The 17435-nt window shown below is 34.4% G+C and carries 19 protein-coding genes; 5 read left to right on the top strand and 14 right to left on the bottom strand.

Annotation, left to right across the window (positions count from 1 at the left end; translation table 11 throughout):
• The first annotated feature begins 119 nt into the window (after positions 1 to 119).
• Positions 120 to 722: a radical SAM protein gene (locus tag ACRXC1_RS01230; RefSeq protein WP_433655865.1), complete on the top strand. Its 603-nt coding sequence runs from the start codon at positions 120 to 122 to the stop codon at positions 720 to 722.
• Here the strand turns inward: ACRXC1_RS01230 and ACRXC1_RS01225 are convergent.
• Positions 719 to 1912, bottom strand: a complete 1194-nt coding sequence (locus ACRXC1_RS01225) for a nucleotide sugar dehydrogenase (protein WP_433655863.1) — start codon at positions 1910 to 1912, stop codon at positions 719 to 721. The genes ACRXC1_RS01230 and ACRXC1_RS01225 overlap by 4 nt on opposite strands.
• A 4-nt stretch (positions 1913 to 1916) precedes the next feature.
• A complete protein-coding gene (locus ACRXC1_RS01220; protein WP_433655861.1) occupies positions 1917 to 3497 on the bottom strand; it encodes a tail fiber domain-containing protein in 1581 nt (526 codons plus the stop codon).
• Positions 3498 to 3614: 117 nt separating this feature from the next.
• On the opposite strand from ACRXC1_RS01220, the gene ACRXC1_RS01215 reads away from it, so the two are divergent.
• Genes ACRXC1_RS01215 through ACRXC1_RS01200 form a run of 4 tightly spaced genes read left to right on the top strand, consistent with a single transcriptional unit; the run spans position 3615 to position 6693 of the window.
• A complete protein-coding gene (locus ACRXC1_RS01215) occupies positions 3615 to 4571 on the top strand; it encodes an NAD-dependent epimerase/dehydratase family protein (protein WP_433655859.1) in 957 nt (318 codons plus the stop codon).
• Complete coding sequence (locus ACRXC1_RS01210; RefSeq protein ID WP_433655857.1) at positions 4564 to 5133, top strand: polysaccharide deacetylase family protein; 570 nt, start codon at positions 4564 to 4566, stop codon at positions 5131 to 5133. Before ACRXC1_RS01215 ends, ACRXC1_RS01210 begins: the two co-directional genes overlap by 8 nt.
• Positions 5123 to 6034: a radical SAM protein gene (locus ACRXC1_RS01205; protein WP_433655855.1), complete on the top strand. Its 912-nt coding sequence runs from the start codon at positions 5123 to 5125 to the stop codon at positions 6032 to 6034. The genes ACRXC1_RS01210 and ACRXC1_RS01205 overlap by 11 nt, the downstream gene beginning before the upstream one ends.
• Positions 6031 to 6693 carry a PIG-L deacetylase family protein gene (locus ACRXC1_RS01200; protein ID WP_433655853.1) on the top strand — a complete coding sequence of 221 codons (663 nt, stop codon included), beginning with the start codon at positions 6031 to 6033 and terminating at the stop codon, positions 6691 to 6693. The genes ACRXC1_RS01205 and ACRXC1_RS01200 overlap by 4 nt, the downstream gene beginning before the upstream one ends.
• On the opposite strand, the gene ACRXC1_RS01195 is transcribed toward ACRXC1_RS01200, so the two are convergent.
• From ACRXC1_RS01195 to ACRXC1_RS01140, 12 genes are all read right to left on the bottom strand, one after another.
• Positions 6686 to 7759 (bottom strand): DegT/DnrJ/EryC1/StrS family aminotransferase, encoded by a 1074-nt coding sequence (locus tag ACRXC1_RS01195; protein ID WP_433655851.1) that lies wholly within the window; start codon positions 7757 to 7759, stop codon positions 6686 to 6688. The genes ACRXC1_RS01200 and ACRXC1_RS01195 overlap by 8 nt on opposite strands.
• Positions 7759 to 8436 carry a hypothetical protein gene (locus ACRXC1_RS01190; protein ID WP_433655850.1) on the bottom strand — a complete coding sequence of 226 codons (678 nt, stop codon included), beginning with the start codon at positions 8434 to 8436 and terminating at the stop codon, positions 7759 to 7761. Before ACRXC1_RS01190 ends, ACRXC1_RS01195 begins: the two co-directional genes overlap by 1 nt.
• On the bottom strand, positions 8436 to 9275 hold the full coding sequence (locus tag ACRXC1_RS01185; protein ID WP_433655848.1) for a hypothetical protein: 840 nt from the start codon (positions 9273 to 9275) through the stop codon (positions 8436 to 8438). Before ACRXC1_RS01185 ends, ACRXC1_RS01190 begins: the two co-directional genes overlap by 1 nt.
• A 5-nt stretch (positions 9276 to 9280) precedes the next feature.
• Positions 9281 to 10375 carry a hypothetical protein gene (locus ACRXC1_RS01180; RefSeq protein WP_433655846.1) on the bottom strand — a complete coding sequence of 365 codons (1095 nt, stop codon included), beginning with the start codon at positions 10373 to 10375 and terminating at the stop codon, positions 9281 to 9283.
• On the bottom strand, positions 10372 to 11277 hold the full coding sequence (locus ACRXC1_RS01175) for a radical SAM protein (RefSeq protein ID WP_433655844.1): 906 nt from the start codon (positions 11275 to 11277) through the stop codon (positions 10372 to 10374). The genes ACRXC1_RS01180 and ACRXC1_RS01175 overlap by 4 nt, the downstream gene beginning before the upstream one ends.
• Positions 11277 to 12206, bottom strand: coding sequence for a radical SAM protein (locus ACRXC1_RS01170; protein WP_433655842.1), 930 nt, complete (start codon positions 12204 to 12206; stop codon positions 11277 to 11279). The genes ACRXC1_RS01175 and ACRXC1_RS01170 overlap by 1 nt, the downstream gene beginning before the upstream one ends.
• Positions 12196 to 13134, bottom strand: a complete 939-nt coding sequence (locus ACRXC1_RS01165) for a radical SAM protein (RefSeq protein ID WP_433655840.1) — start codon at positions 13132 to 13134, stop codon at positions 12196 to 12198. The genes ACRXC1_RS01170 and ACRXC1_RS01165 overlap by 11 nt, the downstream gene beginning before the upstream one ends.
• Entirely contained in the window at positions 13134 to 14075 is a 942-nt protein-coding gene (locus ACRXC1_RS01160; RefSeq protein WP_433655838.1) for a radical SAM protein, read from the bottom strand. The genes ACRXC1_RS01165 and ACRXC1_RS01160 overlap by 1 nt, the downstream gene beginning before the upstream one ends.
• 7 nt (positions 14076 to 14082) lie before the next feature.
• Positions 14083 to 15114 (bottom strand): radical SAM protein, encoded by a 1032-nt coding sequence (locus ACRXC1_RS01155; protein ID WP_433655836.1) that lies wholly within the window; start codon positions 15112 to 15114, stop codon positions 14083 to 14085.
• Positions 15104 to 16024, bottom strand: coding sequence for a hypothetical protein (locus tag ACRXC1_RS01150; RefSeq protein WP_433655834.1), 921 nt, complete (start codon positions 16022 to 16024; stop codon positions 15104 to 15106). Before ACRXC1_RS01150 ends, ACRXC1_RS01155 begins: the two co-directional genes overlap by 11 nt.
• 1 nt (position 16025) lies before the next feature.
• Positions 16026 to 16715, bottom strand: coding sequence for a hypothetical protein (locus ACRXC1_RS01145; protein ID WP_433655832.1), 690 nt, complete (start codon positions 16713 to 16715; stop codon positions 16026 to 16028).
• 97 nt (positions 16716 to 16812) lie between these two features.
• A complete protein-coding gene (locus tag ACRXC1_RS01140; protein WP_433655830.1) occupies positions 16813 to 17421 on the bottom strand; it encodes a hypothetical protein in 609 nt (202 codons plus the stop codon).
• Between the last annotated feature and the right edge of the window lie 14 nt (positions 17422 to 17435).

The raw sequence follows: 17435 nt of genomic DNA, 5'->3' as shown, positions 1-17435 counted from the left end.
CATCCTTGATATACTTATTTTAACAGTAAAATAATTGCTTTCAAGGCTCTCTTAAGTAGCTAAAATCTTTAGATAAAATAAAGCTTTTTCACAATTTTGGACCATGTTATAATTAGAGCATGACGGCAAAGCGTGATGAATTCACGATCATTACTACATTCAACTGTAACTGGGACTGCACTTATTGCATCATTGATACTCATGAGCGTAATAAGAAAAATCCAATTAGCAAAGATATGCTTCTTGATAAAGTATATTCTGTGACAGAAGGTGCCCAAGTCAGCTTAAGTGGTGGTGAGCCTGGCCTCATTGACCCAAAGACAATGGAAAAAGTCTTTGATCATCTCGTTAAGCTAAATTGTACAATTGATGTTTTCACGAATGGACTATTTATTAAACGATATGGAGATAAGTATCTTAAGCATATCGATGAAGTCCTATATCACTGTGTTGAGTACTTAGATCACGATATTGAATTTCCAGACTTAGATGAAGAACAAGTAACTTATGTAATTATTGTAACAAATGATAATCATCATCAAGTAGATGACTTTCTTGATCGCTACCCTCATATTTCATTTAAGCTAGCCTGTAACTCGAAGCATGGCCAAACTCTGAATCGTGGTGATGCCTTTAAACTCTTTATGAGAAATAAGCACAGAATAAGTGAAGATAGCTTTGAAACGCTGTTTCGCTATCACTGTGATTGTAATTTAATTTAATAATAGATTTTAATTTGCTTCTCTAACTCTTTAGGTACAACTTGAGCGAAGTCAAAGATTGCTCCATTTGGGTTAAGAAGCTTACTCCAATGCCCTCTATCTATCATAAATTCATCATGAGCAACTAGAGTAACAATCAGGTCATAATTTTTGTATTCTAATAACTGTTTAGATTTATCGATATATGGATCAAAAGAATCAACAGCAATCTCTGAAACCTTTTGCAAATGTTCATATAACTCAAGGGCTCTTGAATTTCGTGTATCATTGCAATTTCTTTTATAAGTTTTCCCTAGAAGTAAAATTTTATCCCCGGCTTTACTAATAGCTAAGACTCTCTCAACTAAAGACTCAACCATTGAATCATTTATGCGACGAGATTTTAATATAAGAGAGTCCTCTTTTGATTCTAAATAAGATGATAAGTAGTGAGGATCAATGCTAATACAATGACCTCCAACAAGACCTTTGCTCACATCTGGAAAATTCCACTTACTTCTAGCAAGGCGAATTGCTTCATTGAAGTCGATACCTTTCTTTAATGCTCCTTGATAAAATTCATTCATCATAGCAATGCTTATATCCCTAGAAGTATTTTCTAAAAGTTTAGCAAACTCACAGGCTTCAATATCTCGACTTGATTCAACTTTTTTAAATACTTTGTTATAGATTAACTCTAAGTCTTTTAACTTTTCCTGTGATTCACAAGAAATAACTTTCACAATATCTTCAAATTGAATATATCCATCATTTGGGCTGACACGCTCAGGAGAAAACGCAAGAAAAATATCATCTCTACCTAATATCTTTTTTAAGGAGTTTGTTGTTCCTGGCATCACAGTAGATTCTATAACAATAGTATCACCTGGGTGAAGATAAGCCTTAAGGCCAGTTACGGCCTTCTCAACGAGGCTTTGATCGGGACTATTATTACTATTCAGAGGTGTCGGAACAGTTATTAAGTAGTAATTTGCTTCTTTTAGCGCGTCTTTGTTCGATGTGAATATACATCCACAATTTGATACAACATCTGATGAAAACTGATTCGATGAATCCACTCCCCCAGTTAAGGAGTCGATCTTTTCTTTATCAATGTCAAAGGCCAATGTTTTAAAGAATTGTGGGAACCTAACTGCTAAGTTGATTCCCACATATCCGACGCCAATAATGGCAAGAGTTGTATTTTTCATTTCATTATTCTAAAGGTGCTACAGGAATTGAGCAAACCTCTTCATACTTATAAGCATCCTCTCCATTACAAAGAGCTTTCATAAGAAGATTAACTCTAAACTTCAGCTCGTCATTCTCACGCTTAAGTTCCTTAATAGCCGCTGTATTTACTGCAGGCATTTTTGTATACTGTACGCTTTTCATACCATTTTCATCTGTCGATACAACTTCCGGAAATACCTTTTCAATCTCTTGAGCGATATAACCAATATCTCTTCTATTATTTGCATTCCAAACAAATTCTACACCTCTGATCTCGCTGAATTTTTCAAGTACGTTTTCAAGCTCTACAATATCGTGCTTGTATCTTCTATCTGAAGCAAAGTTCATATAAGAAGTTCCTTGGAAGTTAATATAAGAAGATCCATTCATTCTAATTATAGCACCAGTGTTAACAGTAAAAGTTTTCCCAGCACTCAGTGTCATCCCCTCTCTAAAAAGAGTATTTACGTTATCAAAGTAAACGGTACTATTGAAGTCAGCTAACTGATTAAAGTTCGCAACTGCATTATGATTTGTAACATTGTTAAAATTAGTTACTCCAGTGTGATTAGTTGTACCAGAGATATTTGACGTACCAGAGATATTATTTGTACCAGTAATATTATTCGTCCCTGTTTTTAAATTCGTAGTGGCTGCAGAATTACCTAATTCTAAATTTTGTCCGTATTGATTTAAAAATAATGCACTTCCGTTTGTTTGAATGTCATTACTATCAAAAGACATATACTCCCCTGCTGCCCCAAGCTTGATTCTCAATGGTGCATTATTGGCAGTTTGATTAGTAATGTTGGCAGAATTAACATCTCCAATTGTTGCAGCATTTGTTGTACCAGTAGCAGACGTTGTTTTTAGAGTTCTTAACTGAACATCCTTACACTCACCATCAACTCCATCAATTGTGCCACCTAAATTTCTACATGCACTATCTAAGAATTCATCTGCTGTACTGTAACATGACTGAATCTGACCTGCGGAATTAACAACAACCATCATTCCAAGTCTTTTTGTAATATCGATACCACCTACAGAACTTTTTTTAATCATATCATCACTAGTGCCGACTGAACCCTTTCGAAAAGTGATCATTAGTTGAGCTTCCATCTTTGTAAATGGAACACCTCCCACAGTATAATTCTCGATTGTCCCATAGGTACCAGTCTTAGGATAAAATAAACGCCTTACTTGCATTCTGTTTACATTTACAGTGTCTGCTCCAGAACCCAATTCTTTACCTATGGTATAAACATCATTGTTACTCGCATCCTTAATTGCTGGAACATTAACTGTTGTAGTATATCCAGGAGCGTTTCCTAGATCTCTTCCTAGTAAAGTATTCTTACATGCATCCCCATTGGAAAGGATACTCGTAATTCTTTGTGTTTCCTGCTGAACATTAAAAACTTGAGATGCACGTTTAGAAGTTCTATTAATATTACTCATCATATTAACGACGGCCAAAGAGAGTACTCCAATTAGACCGGCCGCAACCATTACCTCGGCAAGAGTAAAACCGAATTGATTTGAATTATTTTTCTTCTTCATTGAGACACCTCATAAACATGCAATATGTTATAATTATAAGTGTAATTAAAATTTGATGCATTATTATTAACTAAATAATTTTACCAATAGATAAAATTACTGCAAGTGGCTGAATTTATGACCAGACGTAAAATGTTAGTGAGTGGTGGACTTGGATTCCTTGGAAGCGAAATCGCCAAGAATTTCTTTCAAGACTTCGACATCACGGTAATCGACAATTTATCAACAAACGTCGTCTCAATAGACGATTTGAAAGATATTTGTAATGAAATATCATACAGAAATATGGATTTGGCCAAGATGAGTGAAGAAGATCTAGACTGGCTTAATACCGAACTAAAAGACACCACAATTTTCTGTCACTTTGCTGCCGCTGTTGGTGTTAAAAAAATCGATCAATCACCAAAAGAAGCGATTATTAATGAAAACAAAGTCGGCCATGACCTACTCCCTCTTTTGGCCAAGCATCAGACGAAGACAATATTTGCTTCCAGCTCTGAAGTCTATGGTAACCAGGAAAATTGCAAAGAAGATCAATGCCTTCAAATTGGTTCTCCTGATATCTTGAGGTGGGGTTATGCATGTAATAAGCTAATGACAGAGTTTTTACTTAAGAGTTACGAAATACCACATATCATTCTTAGGCTATTTAATGTAACTGGGCCTGGGCAGTCTCCAAAATATGGTATGGTCATGCCAAAGATGATTCGTGATGCGATAAAGACAGGTAAAATAACAATTTATGGTGATGGAACGCAAACAAGGTCCTTCTGCCATGTTAGTGATTTGATCGCATCATTGGAGTATTTAATAGAGCAAGATAAGTTCTCTAATCAAACAATTAATATCGGGAATGATAAAAACCGAGTCACGATAGAAGAACTTGCTCATCTTATCAAAGATACATTGGAGCTTGATCTAGAAATTGAAACAATAGCTTTTAATGACGAGTATAGTGATAATTCAAAAGATATTTTAAAGAGATCACCAAGTATCGAAAAATTGAAACAATTTTATCATCCACAAGTGGAACTTAAAGCAATTATTAAGGATATCGCAAAGAAATATGAATAAGAAGAATAAGCCAATATTAATGATTCATGAAGTATACGAATGGATGCTTGAGCTTGATTTATCTGATTATATCATTACCTTTGATGACGGACTTTACTCACAGTATAAGTATCTAAATCATTTTTTAAAATTTGAAACACCAAAGATCTTCTTTATTTCCACCAATATAATTTCTCCAGAGAAAGAAGCGCAGAATGAGATAACGATTCCATGTGCTAAAGCTCACGAGTGTTTCTTTCAAACAGGTAATACAGCTAATTATATGAAATGGAGTCAAATCAAAGAAATAGCATCAACTAAAAATTGTTATATTGGTGGTCATTCACATCACCATAAAGATTTAAGAAATGGCCTAGCTTTAAAAGAACTACATGATCACCTAAGAGATGATACAGATAGAATGATAAATGAATTCGCTAAGCAAGGAATAGAGGTTAAAGACTTTTGTTTTCCCTATAATTACGAAGCACCCTTATATAAAGAAATTTTAAAGCAGCGTGGAATTATAAACCTATTTGGAAATGAAAGAATTGCAATAGAGGACCTAAGAAATGCAATATGAAAATGAAGAGATTATTGCTATTGGAGAAGGCTCCCCACTTAATATTAATTGGGAGATGGTTTCTCATTGTCAATTTGATTGCAGCTACTGTTACTATAGGCCATTTAATAGCGATACTGAGTACACAACACTAAGTAAAATTGTTTTAAAGAAACTTAAGAGCATTGAAGAAGAATTCATTATTAACCTAATCGGTGGGGAACCAAGTCTCCATCCAAACTTTATCAATATTATTGAAGAGCTAGAAAGCATTCAAAATTTAAAAGAAATAAGAATTGTCACAAATTTTGTCAAACCAGAAAACTTTTGGCTCAAACTTCCTATAAGTGAAAAAATAAAGATCACAGCAAGTTTTCATCCTGAATACCCAAACAAAGGTTTTATCGAAAAAATAGATCTCCTATCCGAAAAATATCAAATGGATACGGCGTTTCTCTTCACTAATAAATTAGAAGAATTTGAAAAATATAAACATACATTCGAAAGTCTATATAAATTAGCACAAGAAAATAAGCATACCTTAAATTGTATAAGACTTCATAAAGAGACAAAAGATTGCGTTTCATATGAAAAATATCAAGAAGAGATTGAAGCTTTTATCAAGACATGCGAAGAGAAAGTAGCTCTATTAGAAAATAAAGAAACGACTTTAATTAAAACGGCCAAGACACAAAAGCATATCTCAAAATCTGATTTTTTAAATAATGGCTATAATCAGTTAGAAGGTTGGAAGTGTGATATTAAGGCCTTTATAATTCACTATGACGCACAAGTTTCTTATGCTTGTAAGAGCATAAAAAAACACATTCTAACTTGTGACTTCAAAACAAGTTCAATTGTCTGCCCATTTAAGCTATGTGAGTGTGATGATTATTGGAGTTTTGAAAAGGTGGCACCATGAATAAAAAGGTTCTAGTAGTTGTTGCTCATGCTGATGATGAAGTTTTGGGTTGTGGAGCAACCATACATAAACATATTAGAAATAATGATGATGTATATGTTCTAGTCATAACTGATAGTACTTCGGCCCAGGGCAAAGATGTCGATACCCGTCATCAAGAATACTTAAAAGCACTTAAAATACTTGGGGTGAAAGACCACAAAAAGTTATCTTTAAAAGATAATAGACTCGACAACTATGATCTTATCGACATCATCCAAGAGATTGAAAAAGTGAAAGATGATTATAATCCTAATATCGTTTACACACACTCATACAATGATTTAAATATCGACCATCAAATCACAAACAAGGCCGTCCTCACTGCCTTTAGATCAACTCCAAGTAATACAACTACAGAAATCTATACATTTGATATACCTTCAAGTATTGAATATCAGTCTTCACAATTTATACAAACAAGAAAAAATTATTTTAATTCGATAACGGAAGAAAACTTAAGGGCCAAGATTCAAGCAATGTGTGCTTACGAAAGCGAATTACACCCTTTTCCACATCCTCGTTCAATCGAGAATTTAGAGATCCTTGCAAAGTCTGAAGGGACAAAGTGTGGTAAAGAATTAGCAGAGTCATTTTATATTGAAAGAATTATTAGATAGAGTAAAACTTTTTTATAAGAGATATAATATAATTCAATTCATCATCACTTAAATTTTCATAAAAAGGAAGTGAAAGAGTAGTTGAGTAATACCCCTCAGCACCAGGAAACACTAACTCTTGTTGATTCCAATACGAATGCAAGTGAAGAGGTTTGAAGTGAATCGACGTTTGCACACCATTCTCTTCTAAAAAAGACTTCAACTCAGTTCGATTCTTAGCATGAATGATAAATAGTGAAGGTATAATATTATTACCGAGTGCTAAGACTTCGACTTCTGCAATCTCTTCAAGTAATTGAGTATATGAATGATAAATGGCCAAGCGTTTATGGATTTTATCTGACAACATAGATATTTGATCTTTTATAAAAATAGCATCAATATTTGTCATATTCGCTTTACGGCCGAGAAATTCGATATCGTACTCACCTCTTGATTTACGGTCTATACCATGTAATCGACGCTTCTTAGCCTGGTTTATTAAAGAAATTTCAGAAACGACAAGTCCTCCTCCATCAGGAGAAGAGAGTATCTTATTTGGATAAAAGCTGAAAAAAGCTGCATCAATTTCTAAGTCATAACATTCTGGATAAATGAGTTGGGCCAGGTCCTCGACAATTCTAAAGCCATACTCGCGCTTTAATTTCTTTATCGCATCTCTATTATGAAGATGTCCTCCAATAGAGACCGGGACCACACAATCAACTGTTTGAGATTTAAGGATCTGTTCTAACGATGTAATATCAATCATTCCTGTGAATGAATCAACATCACAAAAGATAATATTATGACCTAATCTCTTTGGTACTTCTGCCGTAGTTGCAAATGTATTAGTAGGAACGACAATTGTTGCCTCAATTTCAGAAAAATACATATCCAAAATTATTTCAAAAGCTGACGTGGCACTACTGGTGCAAGTAAAATTTGGAAAATTGAACCTAGAAACTAATAGATTTTCAACTTCTTCTACCTCTTTCCCACCTGTCCATTCACCACCATCTATAACACGTTTAAGCAGTGCTTTTAAATCAGGACTCGAATATGGGCGAAATAAAGGTATTTTCATTATTTATATAAGAACTTCTCCTGGGCCTCTAAAACAGGATACTCACGGGCCAAGATATCTTTCACTTTAAAGAATGGATTATAGTTTTTTTCAAAATAAAAAATTGTATTTATATTATAATCGCATATATACATAAAAATTGGTCTACGCTTTTGAATTTCGACGTATTTTAAGTCAACAATCTTAATTTCACCGGTATTTATATTTTTATAAACCTTAGAATAAAGTTGATTATAAAAAGGAAACAATACGTTCTTATCATTCCCCCAAAGATTCTTGGTTAAAGTAATGACTGTCTCACAATCACCTTTTTTAAGATCATCCATCTTAAACCAACCATCTTCTTCGTTATAGTACTCAAAAACCAAAAAGCTTTCAGACTCATCAAGTAGTGTTGGAAGAATTGTTTCTATATTCATGATCTTACGATATTTTTTTAATAAATCATCAAATGTAAAATTAAGTTTTCGGTCTATATCAGGCGCATCAGTAACAAGAAATTTTAAAGCTGGTTTAAAAACATACTTACGCTTACCGACAGGAATAAAGTAAAAACTCTTACTTTTTCCAAATCCTGTTCCAACAGGAACCTCGATATTAAATTCTTCTTTAAGTTTATGTTGAGCAGCGTAGAGAAACTCAATTTTCTTTTCTCTGAATATATGTTCGATATCCATCACAGATCCTTCATTCTCTTAAAATATGCAATTCTCTCTCTTACTTTATCATATTTAGAGTTTGGATAGAGGTGTTCGTGCCAAAAATAAATGCTATGTAACTTATCTTTAGGAAATGTGGTGACAGAAGCATACCCCTCACCTACTTGATAATACTGCACAGGGTGGACATTAAGACGTCCCTCATTGAATGCTTTCTCAATGACATATTCCTCAAGAAAGTACTTCTCTACATTTTGACAGTACTTCTGCCATCTCTCATCACCATTTGTCTTATAAAGGGCCATAAGTTCTTCAAAGAAGAATTTGTAAAAGCCACTATCACGGCGAGAAATAATAAACCCCGTATCAAGAGGATTACCCCAATCTTCACCTATAAAGCGTTGGTCTTTTTTTGAAATATCATCGTATTGACCGACGACAATCTTATCTTCGTTATATGCTATTTCAAATAACTTAGGATCTAAAGGTTTTATAAGATTCATATCAAGATCGATATGAATAAAGAGATCTTCCGTTAACTCTTCTTCAAGTAACATTCCACAAAAAGGAACATTTACGAAACCAGATTCAAAACTCTCTGTTTCAACGTGATATTTTTCAATATAGATCACACCAAGTTCTTTAAATTTACTTTTCGTCTTCTCGCTCACTATATGTTTTGAGGGGCAGTAGGTATAAATTGGAATATCTTTTAATTCACCTGCATTCTTACGCCAATTCTCAAAGCAGAGAATTGCCTCATCTTCATAATGTCTCTGATTTTCAAATGTAATGCCATTATCATCATTAGTACTTCGGCCATTACTTTCAATCATTGTAATTAGTGCAATCTTCATACGTACTACTTTGTATAATCGATGTATTCATCTTCTCTATTTGTATCTAGTGTTGAGCAATGTATGCCTCCACCAAAAATTTCACAATTCTCTAATCGAACAGGGTGAGGATTAAAGCCATGCTTATCTAGTAACTCAATAACATTTGCCGCACTCTCACTAACTAGCACATTCTTTTCATCAACACTTACAATATTAATATCCATACCTCTTGTGCTTGCAAGTTGGATGTCAATATCCGTTTTCCCGGACTCAATCACAGGTTCTGCTTTATAATCATCTGGAAATAAACAATCCCAGTTTTTAAATTTCTCAGGTAAAAAATCCTTTATATTACGATATTTAGGATTCACAAGAAATGTCCCAGGCTTAAGACATACTAAAACACCGTCAATATGATTATCAGCAACATTTACGATGTGAAAGTTACTTTCAGGAAAGAATGACTTTACCCACTCTAAACCAAGAAAATGGTTATATGAGTTTACGTTAACAATGACATCTTTACCGATTCTTAAAAACTGGGCCCCATCTATTGCCATCGTATATTTTGAGCGATCAAAGTTTTTATAATCACGCTCTGAATTCCAAGGACTTAAGTCCATCGTTTCTTCTACTAGTTTATTGTGTGGTGATCGAATCCACTTTCCACCTCTACCACCATCAAATAACTGATTATAAACATTATAAAGAAGAGTATTTTCAAAGAAGCGGTTTCGTACATAAGTAGGAGTTTCAATAATATAATCTCGATAAACGAGAGAGACATCACGAACATTGCTCGCACTAGAGAGCTCTGTTTTATAATCAGGAGTCTTAATAGTGACAACTTGCCCAAGTCGATCTGGGCGAAAAACTTCAACTCCTAACTTTTCAAATGTATCAGCAAGGTTATCTAGTTGTTCATTACGCTTTAAAAGTAGGTCATGATTAACATAGTACTCATGTCCACCATGTTCTAGTCGATCATATACAGCATGAGTTAAATTCTCACCGTAAAAGTGCTGAAAAGTGAAATCAGCAATTCTCTTGCTAATCTCGAGCTCTCGTCCAACGATAATAGAATTGAGTTTACCAAAAGAGGTATTACTTCTAATCACGATATATCCTTAATACTTTCCAAATCATCATATTCAAATTCATTCATATAGAAATCACAATTCAATTTACACTGAGTTGTGTTCCCAAGGGCCTGATAACAACTACAAAACTCTCGAGAAAACTTTATAAAGCTAGTAAAGAACTCAAAAGTACTTTTATATGAATAAATATTGACGGGCCTACTATCGATTCTTGCATAAATAAAAGAAACACAAGGATAGCAATTTCCATCAGAGTTTATATATATTCTTTTAAACCATGGTGTAACAGGCAAAGAATAATCCTTCTTATATAGGAAATCCATATTCCCTCTAGTACTTTTATTCTTTGGCGGCTTAATTACATTTGTAATAAGAGTTGTGTCACGAAATACTAAGTCTAAATCAAACTTCTTTTTAACTAGCTCTGCTGTCTCAACCGCATACTTCTCATTCAACACATGTCGAGAGAAGATAGGTTCTATATTCAAAATTCCTCTAACTTTTTCTATATTTGAAAAGACCGTATCCAGACTACTACCTCCACGAGTTAACTCATGAATTTCTTGATTTGGTCCATCGATGGCCACCTGAAAAACCATATTCTTATATTTTTCTAATTTTTCCACGTCGAGATTCATCAGGTTTTCCCCATTCGTTGCAATGAGAATATCATGAGAAAAGTTCTCACCTAGTGCGACAAGGATATTATTAATATCACTGTGTTCTAACGGTTCACCATCATTACCGCAGATAAATACTTCTTTTGGATTGAAATCCTTGATAATAGGAAGAACTCTTGAAAAATCTAGCTCTCTTGAGTTCTTATGATCGGGATTTAAGCTTGGACAGCCCTGACACTGTAATTTACAGCTATTATTCAAACTAAGTTCTATAAATTCAACAAATTTATTATATTGCATTATAGAATCTCAAGCTCCCACATATCCATTAAACGCTTACAGTTCTTTTCACAAATTTGGCAGCATTCATATTCAAAGTTTTGAATTTTCTTATAATCTAAATCCCATTTTTCTAATCGGCTTTCTTCAAGCCAGACATAACAAGGAAAGACAGTCCCATGTTGATCAATGTGAATACTCTTATTATGGAAAGAACGACAATCAATATCATAGTCCTTGCTACCACTAACTTTTTCACCCCATTTCTTTTTTGCTGAGCTGATAATCACATCATACTTACGTTTAAGCTCAGGAGTTACAAGCATCTTATCCAGATTAAAAGGATTCTTATAAACTTCAGTATCACGGCGATAAAGAGTTTGTGTAAGATTAATATTACTAAACTCTTTTAGAAGTTCATCCATACTTCCATCTTCTAAATCTTTTGCATTATAATCAAAGAGGATATGCTGGATATAATCTATGCCATATGGGTTTGATTCACGAAATGCTTTCGCATTGGCCCTAATATTAGCGAGACTTGTGTTAACACGATAAATTTCATGAAGCTCTTGAGTGGAACCACATACTGTGAAATAAACACTATCATCAGGCCCTAGAATTGTACCGAGTTCGGACCACCAATCAGGATCGTGAGTATCACCATTTGTACATATTTCAATTGCGATATCTCTTTTGCGCAAATAACGACAAAGATCAAAAATTGAGCGATATAGAGTTGGTTCTGAAAAAGCTCCCACTAAGTGAACGAATTTGGCATTAGGGAATTGGTCTAGTTGATCTGTGATTTCATTTAAATGTCTTTCATTATATTTAACTTCAATATGCTTATAGTTTCGTGCACACAAAGGGCACTTTGCATTACAAGTTCCAGTGAGATCTAATTCTATTCTCTCACTACGAATGAGGGCATCATTACTAGCAGACAAAATCTAACTCCATTACATCAATTAGTTTCTGAATACGTCTTTCACATTTAAAACAATCTTTAAATTTAAAACTAAGTACTTCTCCGTAATCAAATACTTCACCAGAGAAGTGTCCAGGTCCTTCATACTCTGCATGACCGTAGCACGGTGAGATTTGTCCAAATTGATCAATATAAATCTTTCGATCCCTTAGACTCATACATTTAATTTCTATATCCGTACTCTCACCTGGTGATGGTTTAATATTAAAGAGAGCATCAATGGCCCTCTTTCTTTCGTCTTCTGGACGAATTAAGTCCTTATCAAAAGACTTAACATATTCATTAAAAGTTCTTTGGCCTTCAGTATCCACATTAAATGTTTTACTAAAGCGCGCAATGATATTTTTCATGGCATCGCTTTCATAGTCCTCACGATTATATTTGAACATTATATGTTGAATATGATCGATTCCTTCTTTATTCGTTGAAATAAAACCTTGATGATTATCTAAGATGTCTTGAAGTTTACTTCCAACACGATACTTTTCGTGGAGTTCTTGAGTTGATCCACAGATCGTAAAATAGATGCGGTCATTAGAAGATAATATCTCTCCTAATTCGGCCCACCACTTAGGATTATGAGTACTACCATTAGTAAATAGTTCAATGGCAACACCACGTTCAACTAAGTAGCGACAAAGCTCCTTAACTTCAGGATGAAGTGTTGGCTCAGAAATATTCCCGGCCATGTAAAAGACTTCAAGGTTTGTGAAGGTATCCAGTTGTTCTTTAATCTGTTCAAAACTTCGAACATTACGTTTTAATAGATGGCCAGCATGAGCATAATTTCTTGTACAAAGTGGACAACGCAGATTACATGTACCTGTAAGATCCATTTCTAACTCTAAGATCTCACTACGATGTAATGTTGTCTGCTTACAGCTCATTACCCCATCCTCTCTAGGCCAATGTCGTCAAGCATCTTGGTCGTCATTGCTTCACACTCATAGCAAAAATCATACTTAAACTGATTTATCTTTGAATAGTCGAGGTTAAATTTTTCCCCAACATTATAGATTCGATAAAGAAAGCACGGAAAGATCTCTCCCCACTGATCAATCGCCACAAATTTCTCTTCTAGGCTTTTACAGCGCATCTGACATTTAATCTCACCAGATTTATTTCGTTCATAACGTCTCTTGGCATGACGAGAAATTAAGTTATAGCTTTTGGCCAAATTGGCCGTTAAGGCTATGTCATTCTCCTCATCTTTGATAAAACCAAATCTTTCGTTATAAGGAAGAGTGTTAATATTATACTCACGACTAAAGCGAGAGCGGATATCTTTCATGGCCTCACTTTCAAAGTCTTTCGCATTATATTCAAATTTAATATGTTGAAGGTAATCGATATCGTACCTACAGCCTTCTTTGAATGCAGCATGATTATCTAAGACTTGTTGTAAATTGGAACGAACACGATACTTCTCATGTAACTCTTGCGTTGATCCACAAATAGTAAAGAATACATGATCTCGAGGACTCATCATAGAACCGAGTTTTCGCCACCAGTCAGTAGAATGGAGAGAAGCATTTGAGTAAAGTTCGACTTCGATTTCACGATCAATCAAATACTCCATAATAGTAAAAAACTCTTTATGAAGTGTTGGCTCAGAAATCATTCCGGCCATGCAACACATTTTGATATTAGGATACTCGTCTAGTTGAGCAATAATTTCACTTGCAGGTCTTTCGTTATACTTCACCAAGTGTTTCGCGTTGGAGTAACTTCGTGAGCACAGAGGACAATCAAGATTACACGTTCCTGTTAACTCGAGCTCAATTTCGAGAATATCTTCTTTCGCTAATGAATTTGGTAATTTTTCCATAATTTACCTACTTATAATCACATTCAGGATAGTGACCTCGTCGATAATGAAGGACATCATCAATCTTCTCCCCTTCAACAGGGTAAACATCCTGAATATTTGATATTTTCTTTTCTACACCATCACAAATAAAAAAGTATTTACAGTTAAAGCACTCCTTACCTTTGGTGTAGGTATGCTTTCTTTTCTGTGCGGCAACTTCAAAGTATTCTTTTGTATCAAGAACTTTTTCTTCAATTTTTTCGACATCGTAAGCATAGATATTCCAATCATTACGATCATAAATATGCTGATAGACTCCAACAACATACTTCTCATACCCTTGCATGAAACAAAATGGGATATAGCGAACATTAATTTGAATTTCTTGATTTAGATTATCAATGGCAAGCTTAATATACTTACTCAAGTGTTCGTAACTTTGCGAATCGAGTCGATCAGCATCTTCCCAATAATTAAGTGGAAGAAAATTTAATTGATATGGTTTTATCTTATTAATCAACTCAACATACTCATTTAGTAGCTCAGCATTCTTATCTGTTACTGTACAATTAATACGAACCTTAATACCGATTTGTTGGCAGTTAGATATGGCCTTAAGCATTTTACGAAAGGCACCTTTCCTTCCAACAATTGAATCATGGTTGTCTTCATTAACTCCGTGAAGGCTAAAGAGTAATTCAGTTAGGCCATGTTCTTTAGATTTCTCACAAAAGGCTAAATTTGCAAACTTAGCCCCGTTAGTGAGTGCAGAAATATTTGTAAAACCTAAATCATGGCAGTAGTCGAGAATTGCAAACCAATCACGATGAACAGAGCTCTCACCACCACTTAGATCGATCTCTCTCATTCCACAGTTATAGATTTTTTTAGCTCTTTGCTTGATTGTCTCTAATGGAGTTACTTTGTCTAGATCTTCAAGATAATAGCAGAAGTAACATTCATAATTACAGAATGTGCCAGTATCGAGCTTTGCTCTCTTATTGAATTTGTCATTTAATAGCCTAAGTCCAGAGTGGCTAAAAATATTATAATCCAATATGTTCTCCCAAGATTTCTAGTATGGGATCGCCCTCTTTTAAGAATATTGATTCGAAGTCATTATCAATATCCCACTTTCTCCAATAGAGGCCTTTATCTTCATCCCAGTAGTCTATATTATAATACACAACCTCTTTTTCAAAAAACTTGCATTCCGCGATCATACGGGGGCTACAATCAAACTTGCGCGGTACCGGTGTATAAATATATCTATCAAATTTTTCGAAAAGATCAGTAATTGGCATCTCTGGAAAATCAAAGCGTTCAGAGAGCCCTTCTAGGCGTCCAGCAGGTCGATTTTCTTTATTGGTAAGACACATAAACTTCCCATCGTACTTACTAAGGAGGTCTAGATACATCTGATCAGGGATATTTCGACAATTTTTTGTGCCATAGAGAAGATTGCAACGAGCTGACTTTGTCGGCTTTTTTAAACGATCAAAGTTAATTCGCTTTTTGTAGTCAATTGCATTTTTACAATCGCGGTAGATTCGAGCATCCTGGAGAATAAAGACGTTGTCTTTATCATTGTCCTGCAATTCTTTATCACCACAAGCAAAATGAAAGATCTTTTGCGCCAAGATATGCTTGCCCATAAGTGACTTAGCACCCCCATCCGTAAAGAGAATATAATTTGCATGGACTAAGTTAGGACGGTTTACAAAAAGAGTATCTTTTTCTAGCTGAGCTAACTCATCATCAGAAATGATATATTTTCCAACCACAGAATCACGAAATGTAGGCCAATCAATATCTTCACAAAGAAGAATTCCTACACGCATATGCTCTTTTAAAAAAAGATAGTAATCAATAACCTCATATGTATGTCCACAAAGGCCATGGTTATTTGCACTCCAGCTATAGGTAAGCCAAAGATCATAATTTTCTTTATCGAGTCTTAGAATCATATTAATCCAAAAATTCTTGAATTAACTTATCTTCATCCGTTAAGTGATAAGCTTCAAATCCGTTTAATAAGATATCATTATAACGCATATTTACGGAGTCTTGAATAACACTCTTAAAGATTTCAACCTTCTTCTTATAGTAAAGACTTTCTGGAACCAAACGATTATTCGTATCAACTTTTGCTGATTGATAATAGAGCATCGTATCAAACTTCTCATGTAAGTTTTCATGGTGCTTATTAGCGATTTTATAAATGAGCTTTCTCTGTTTGTAATTTTCAGGGATAACGATATTAGTATAATCAAGTGATGGAGTGTTGACGAAGACATAGTCATCAACTGCACTAAGGTCTTTATAATTCCCAAATGAGAACTTTAAAAGTTCCTGCTCATCAAAGTTTTGATACTCGTAGTAGCCAAAGTACTTGACCTTTTTCATCCCGTAACGACGCATCTCATGCCCCTCATTTGAGAAGACTACTAAGTCACAGGGTATTGTTTCGCCTAAAAGCTTAAGCGTATGAATATCAAGAATCATGCAACGCTTAGGTTTTAATTTAAATATCTCATAAACACTATTGGTAACAAGAAAGTCAGAAATATACTCATCTGGAAAATGATATCTCTCTTTGAATACATTAATCCAATTGATTCTTTCCTCTTGAGTACAATTATAGAGGATAAACTTCACATCACTGCTTCGAGCTCTCGAAAAGAGAAAATACTCGAAGCAGTAAAATAATGTTCCATTTACTTTACGATGATCTTTTTGTGAATAGAGAATAATTCTAGAAGAATGTTGAATAATAATCCTCTAAGAACTTATTCGTAAGCTCGTCGATCTTATCAGTACACTCTTCTTCATTAACGATTTTTCTAAAGTGATCAAATTTCTTATTAAGAGCACTAATTCTTTCGATTTGATCGCGCATATTCAGGTAATCTTCTAGCTTTTGAATAAGATCTTCATTACCTGTTTCTAAAATTTCTAAATACTTTGACTCACGATTTTCGGCCGTAATGAAGTAGCCCTTATCGCAAAGCTCGTTATTTAAACACATATAGCTATAGAACGTATAACCGCTAACAGAAGCAAGATCTTGCGTTACCACCATTCTTGCTTTCTTTATTGCTGATTCTCTTGCGAAGTTATAGTCAGATGCATCGCCACTAATTAATTTAATTTCATGTGGCATAACTTCATTATACTCAATTGGTTTTACGATTCTAACTTCGATACCTTCTGTTAAGGCATGCTTAATAATTGATGCAGACACAGCTGAAAGGTTTAACAGCTTTTCTTGTCTTTCAATTGGATCCAGAGTATGAGGAAAAACATTTGTCACATACCAGTGTGACCCACGATCCTCTACTGAAGCAACATCATATAACATCATAATTAATTCCTTTT

Origin of the sequence: Halobacteriovorax sp. GFR8, assembly GCF_050955245.1 — a bacterium.
Lineage (GTDB): Bacteria > Bdellovibrionota > Bacteriovoracia > Bacteriovoracales > Bacteriovoracaceae > Halobacteriovorax_A.
The sequence above is the reverse complement of the archived record's forward strand: the minus strand, read 5'-3'. Positions and strand labels throughout refer to the sequence as shown.

Bases quoted from the DNA above. Each gene is read 5' to 3' on its own strand.
- ACRXC1_RS01230 (WP_433655865.1), top strand. From the start codon at position 120: ATGACGGCAAAGCGTGATGAATTCACGATCATTACTACATTCAACTGT.
- ACRXC1_RS01225 (WP_433655863.1), bottom strand. From the start codon at position 1,912: ATGAAAAATACAACTCTTGCCATTATTGGCGTCGGATATGTGGGAATC.
- ACRXC1_RS01220 (WP_433655861.1), bottom strand. From the start codon at position 3,497: ATGAAGAAGAAAAATAATTCAAATCAATTCGGTTTTACTCTTGCCGAG.
- ACRXC1_RS01215 (WP_433655859.1), top strand. From the start codon at position 3,615: ATGACCAGACGTAAAATGTTAGTGAGTGGTGGACTTGGATTCCTTGGA.
- ACRXC1_RS01210 (WP_433655857.1), top strand. From the start codon at position 4,564: ATGAATAAGAAGAATAAGCCAATATTAATGATTCATGAAGTATACGAA.
- ACRXC1_RS01205 (WP_433655855.1), top strand. From the start codon at position 5,123: ATGCAATATGAAAATGAAGAGATTATTGCTATTGGAGAAGGCTCCCCA.
- ACRXC1_RS01200 (WP_433655853.1), top strand. From the start codon at position 6,031: ATGAATAAAAAGGTTCTAGTAGTTGTTGCTCATGCTGATGATGAAGTT.
- ACRXC1_RS01195 (WP_433655851.1), bottom strand. From the start codon at position 7,759: ATGAAAATACCTTTATTTCGCCCATATTCGAGTCCTGATTTAAAAGCA.
- ACRXC1_RS01190 (WP_433655850.1), bottom strand. From the start codon at position 8,436: ATGGATATCGAACATATATTCAGAGAAAAGAAAATTGAGTTTCTCTAC.
- ACRXC1_RS01185 (WP_433655848.1), bottom strand. From the start codon at position 9,275: ATGAAGATTGCACTAATTACAATGATTGAAAGTAATGGCCGAAGTACT.
- ACRXC1_RS01175 (WP_433655844.1), bottom strand. From the start codon at position 11,277: ATGCAATATAATAAATTTGTTGAATTTATAGAACTTAGTTTGAATAAT.
- ACRXC1_RS01165 (WP_433655840.1), bottom strand. From the start codon at position 13,134: ATGAGCTGTAAGCAGACAACATTACATCGTAGTGAGATCTTAGAGTTA.
- ACRXC1_RS01160 (WP_433655838.1), bottom strand. From the start codon at position 14,075: ATGGAAAAATTACCAAATTCATTAGCGAAAGAAGATATTCTCGAAATT.
- ACRXC1_RS01150 (WP_433655834.1), bottom strand. From the start codon at position 16,024: ATGATTCTAAGACTCGATAAAGAAAATTATGATCTTTGGCTTACCTAT.
- ACRXC1_RS01140 (WP_433655830.1), bottom strand. From the start codon at position 17,421: ATGATGTTATATGATGTTGCTTCAGTAGAGGATCGTGGGTCACACTGG.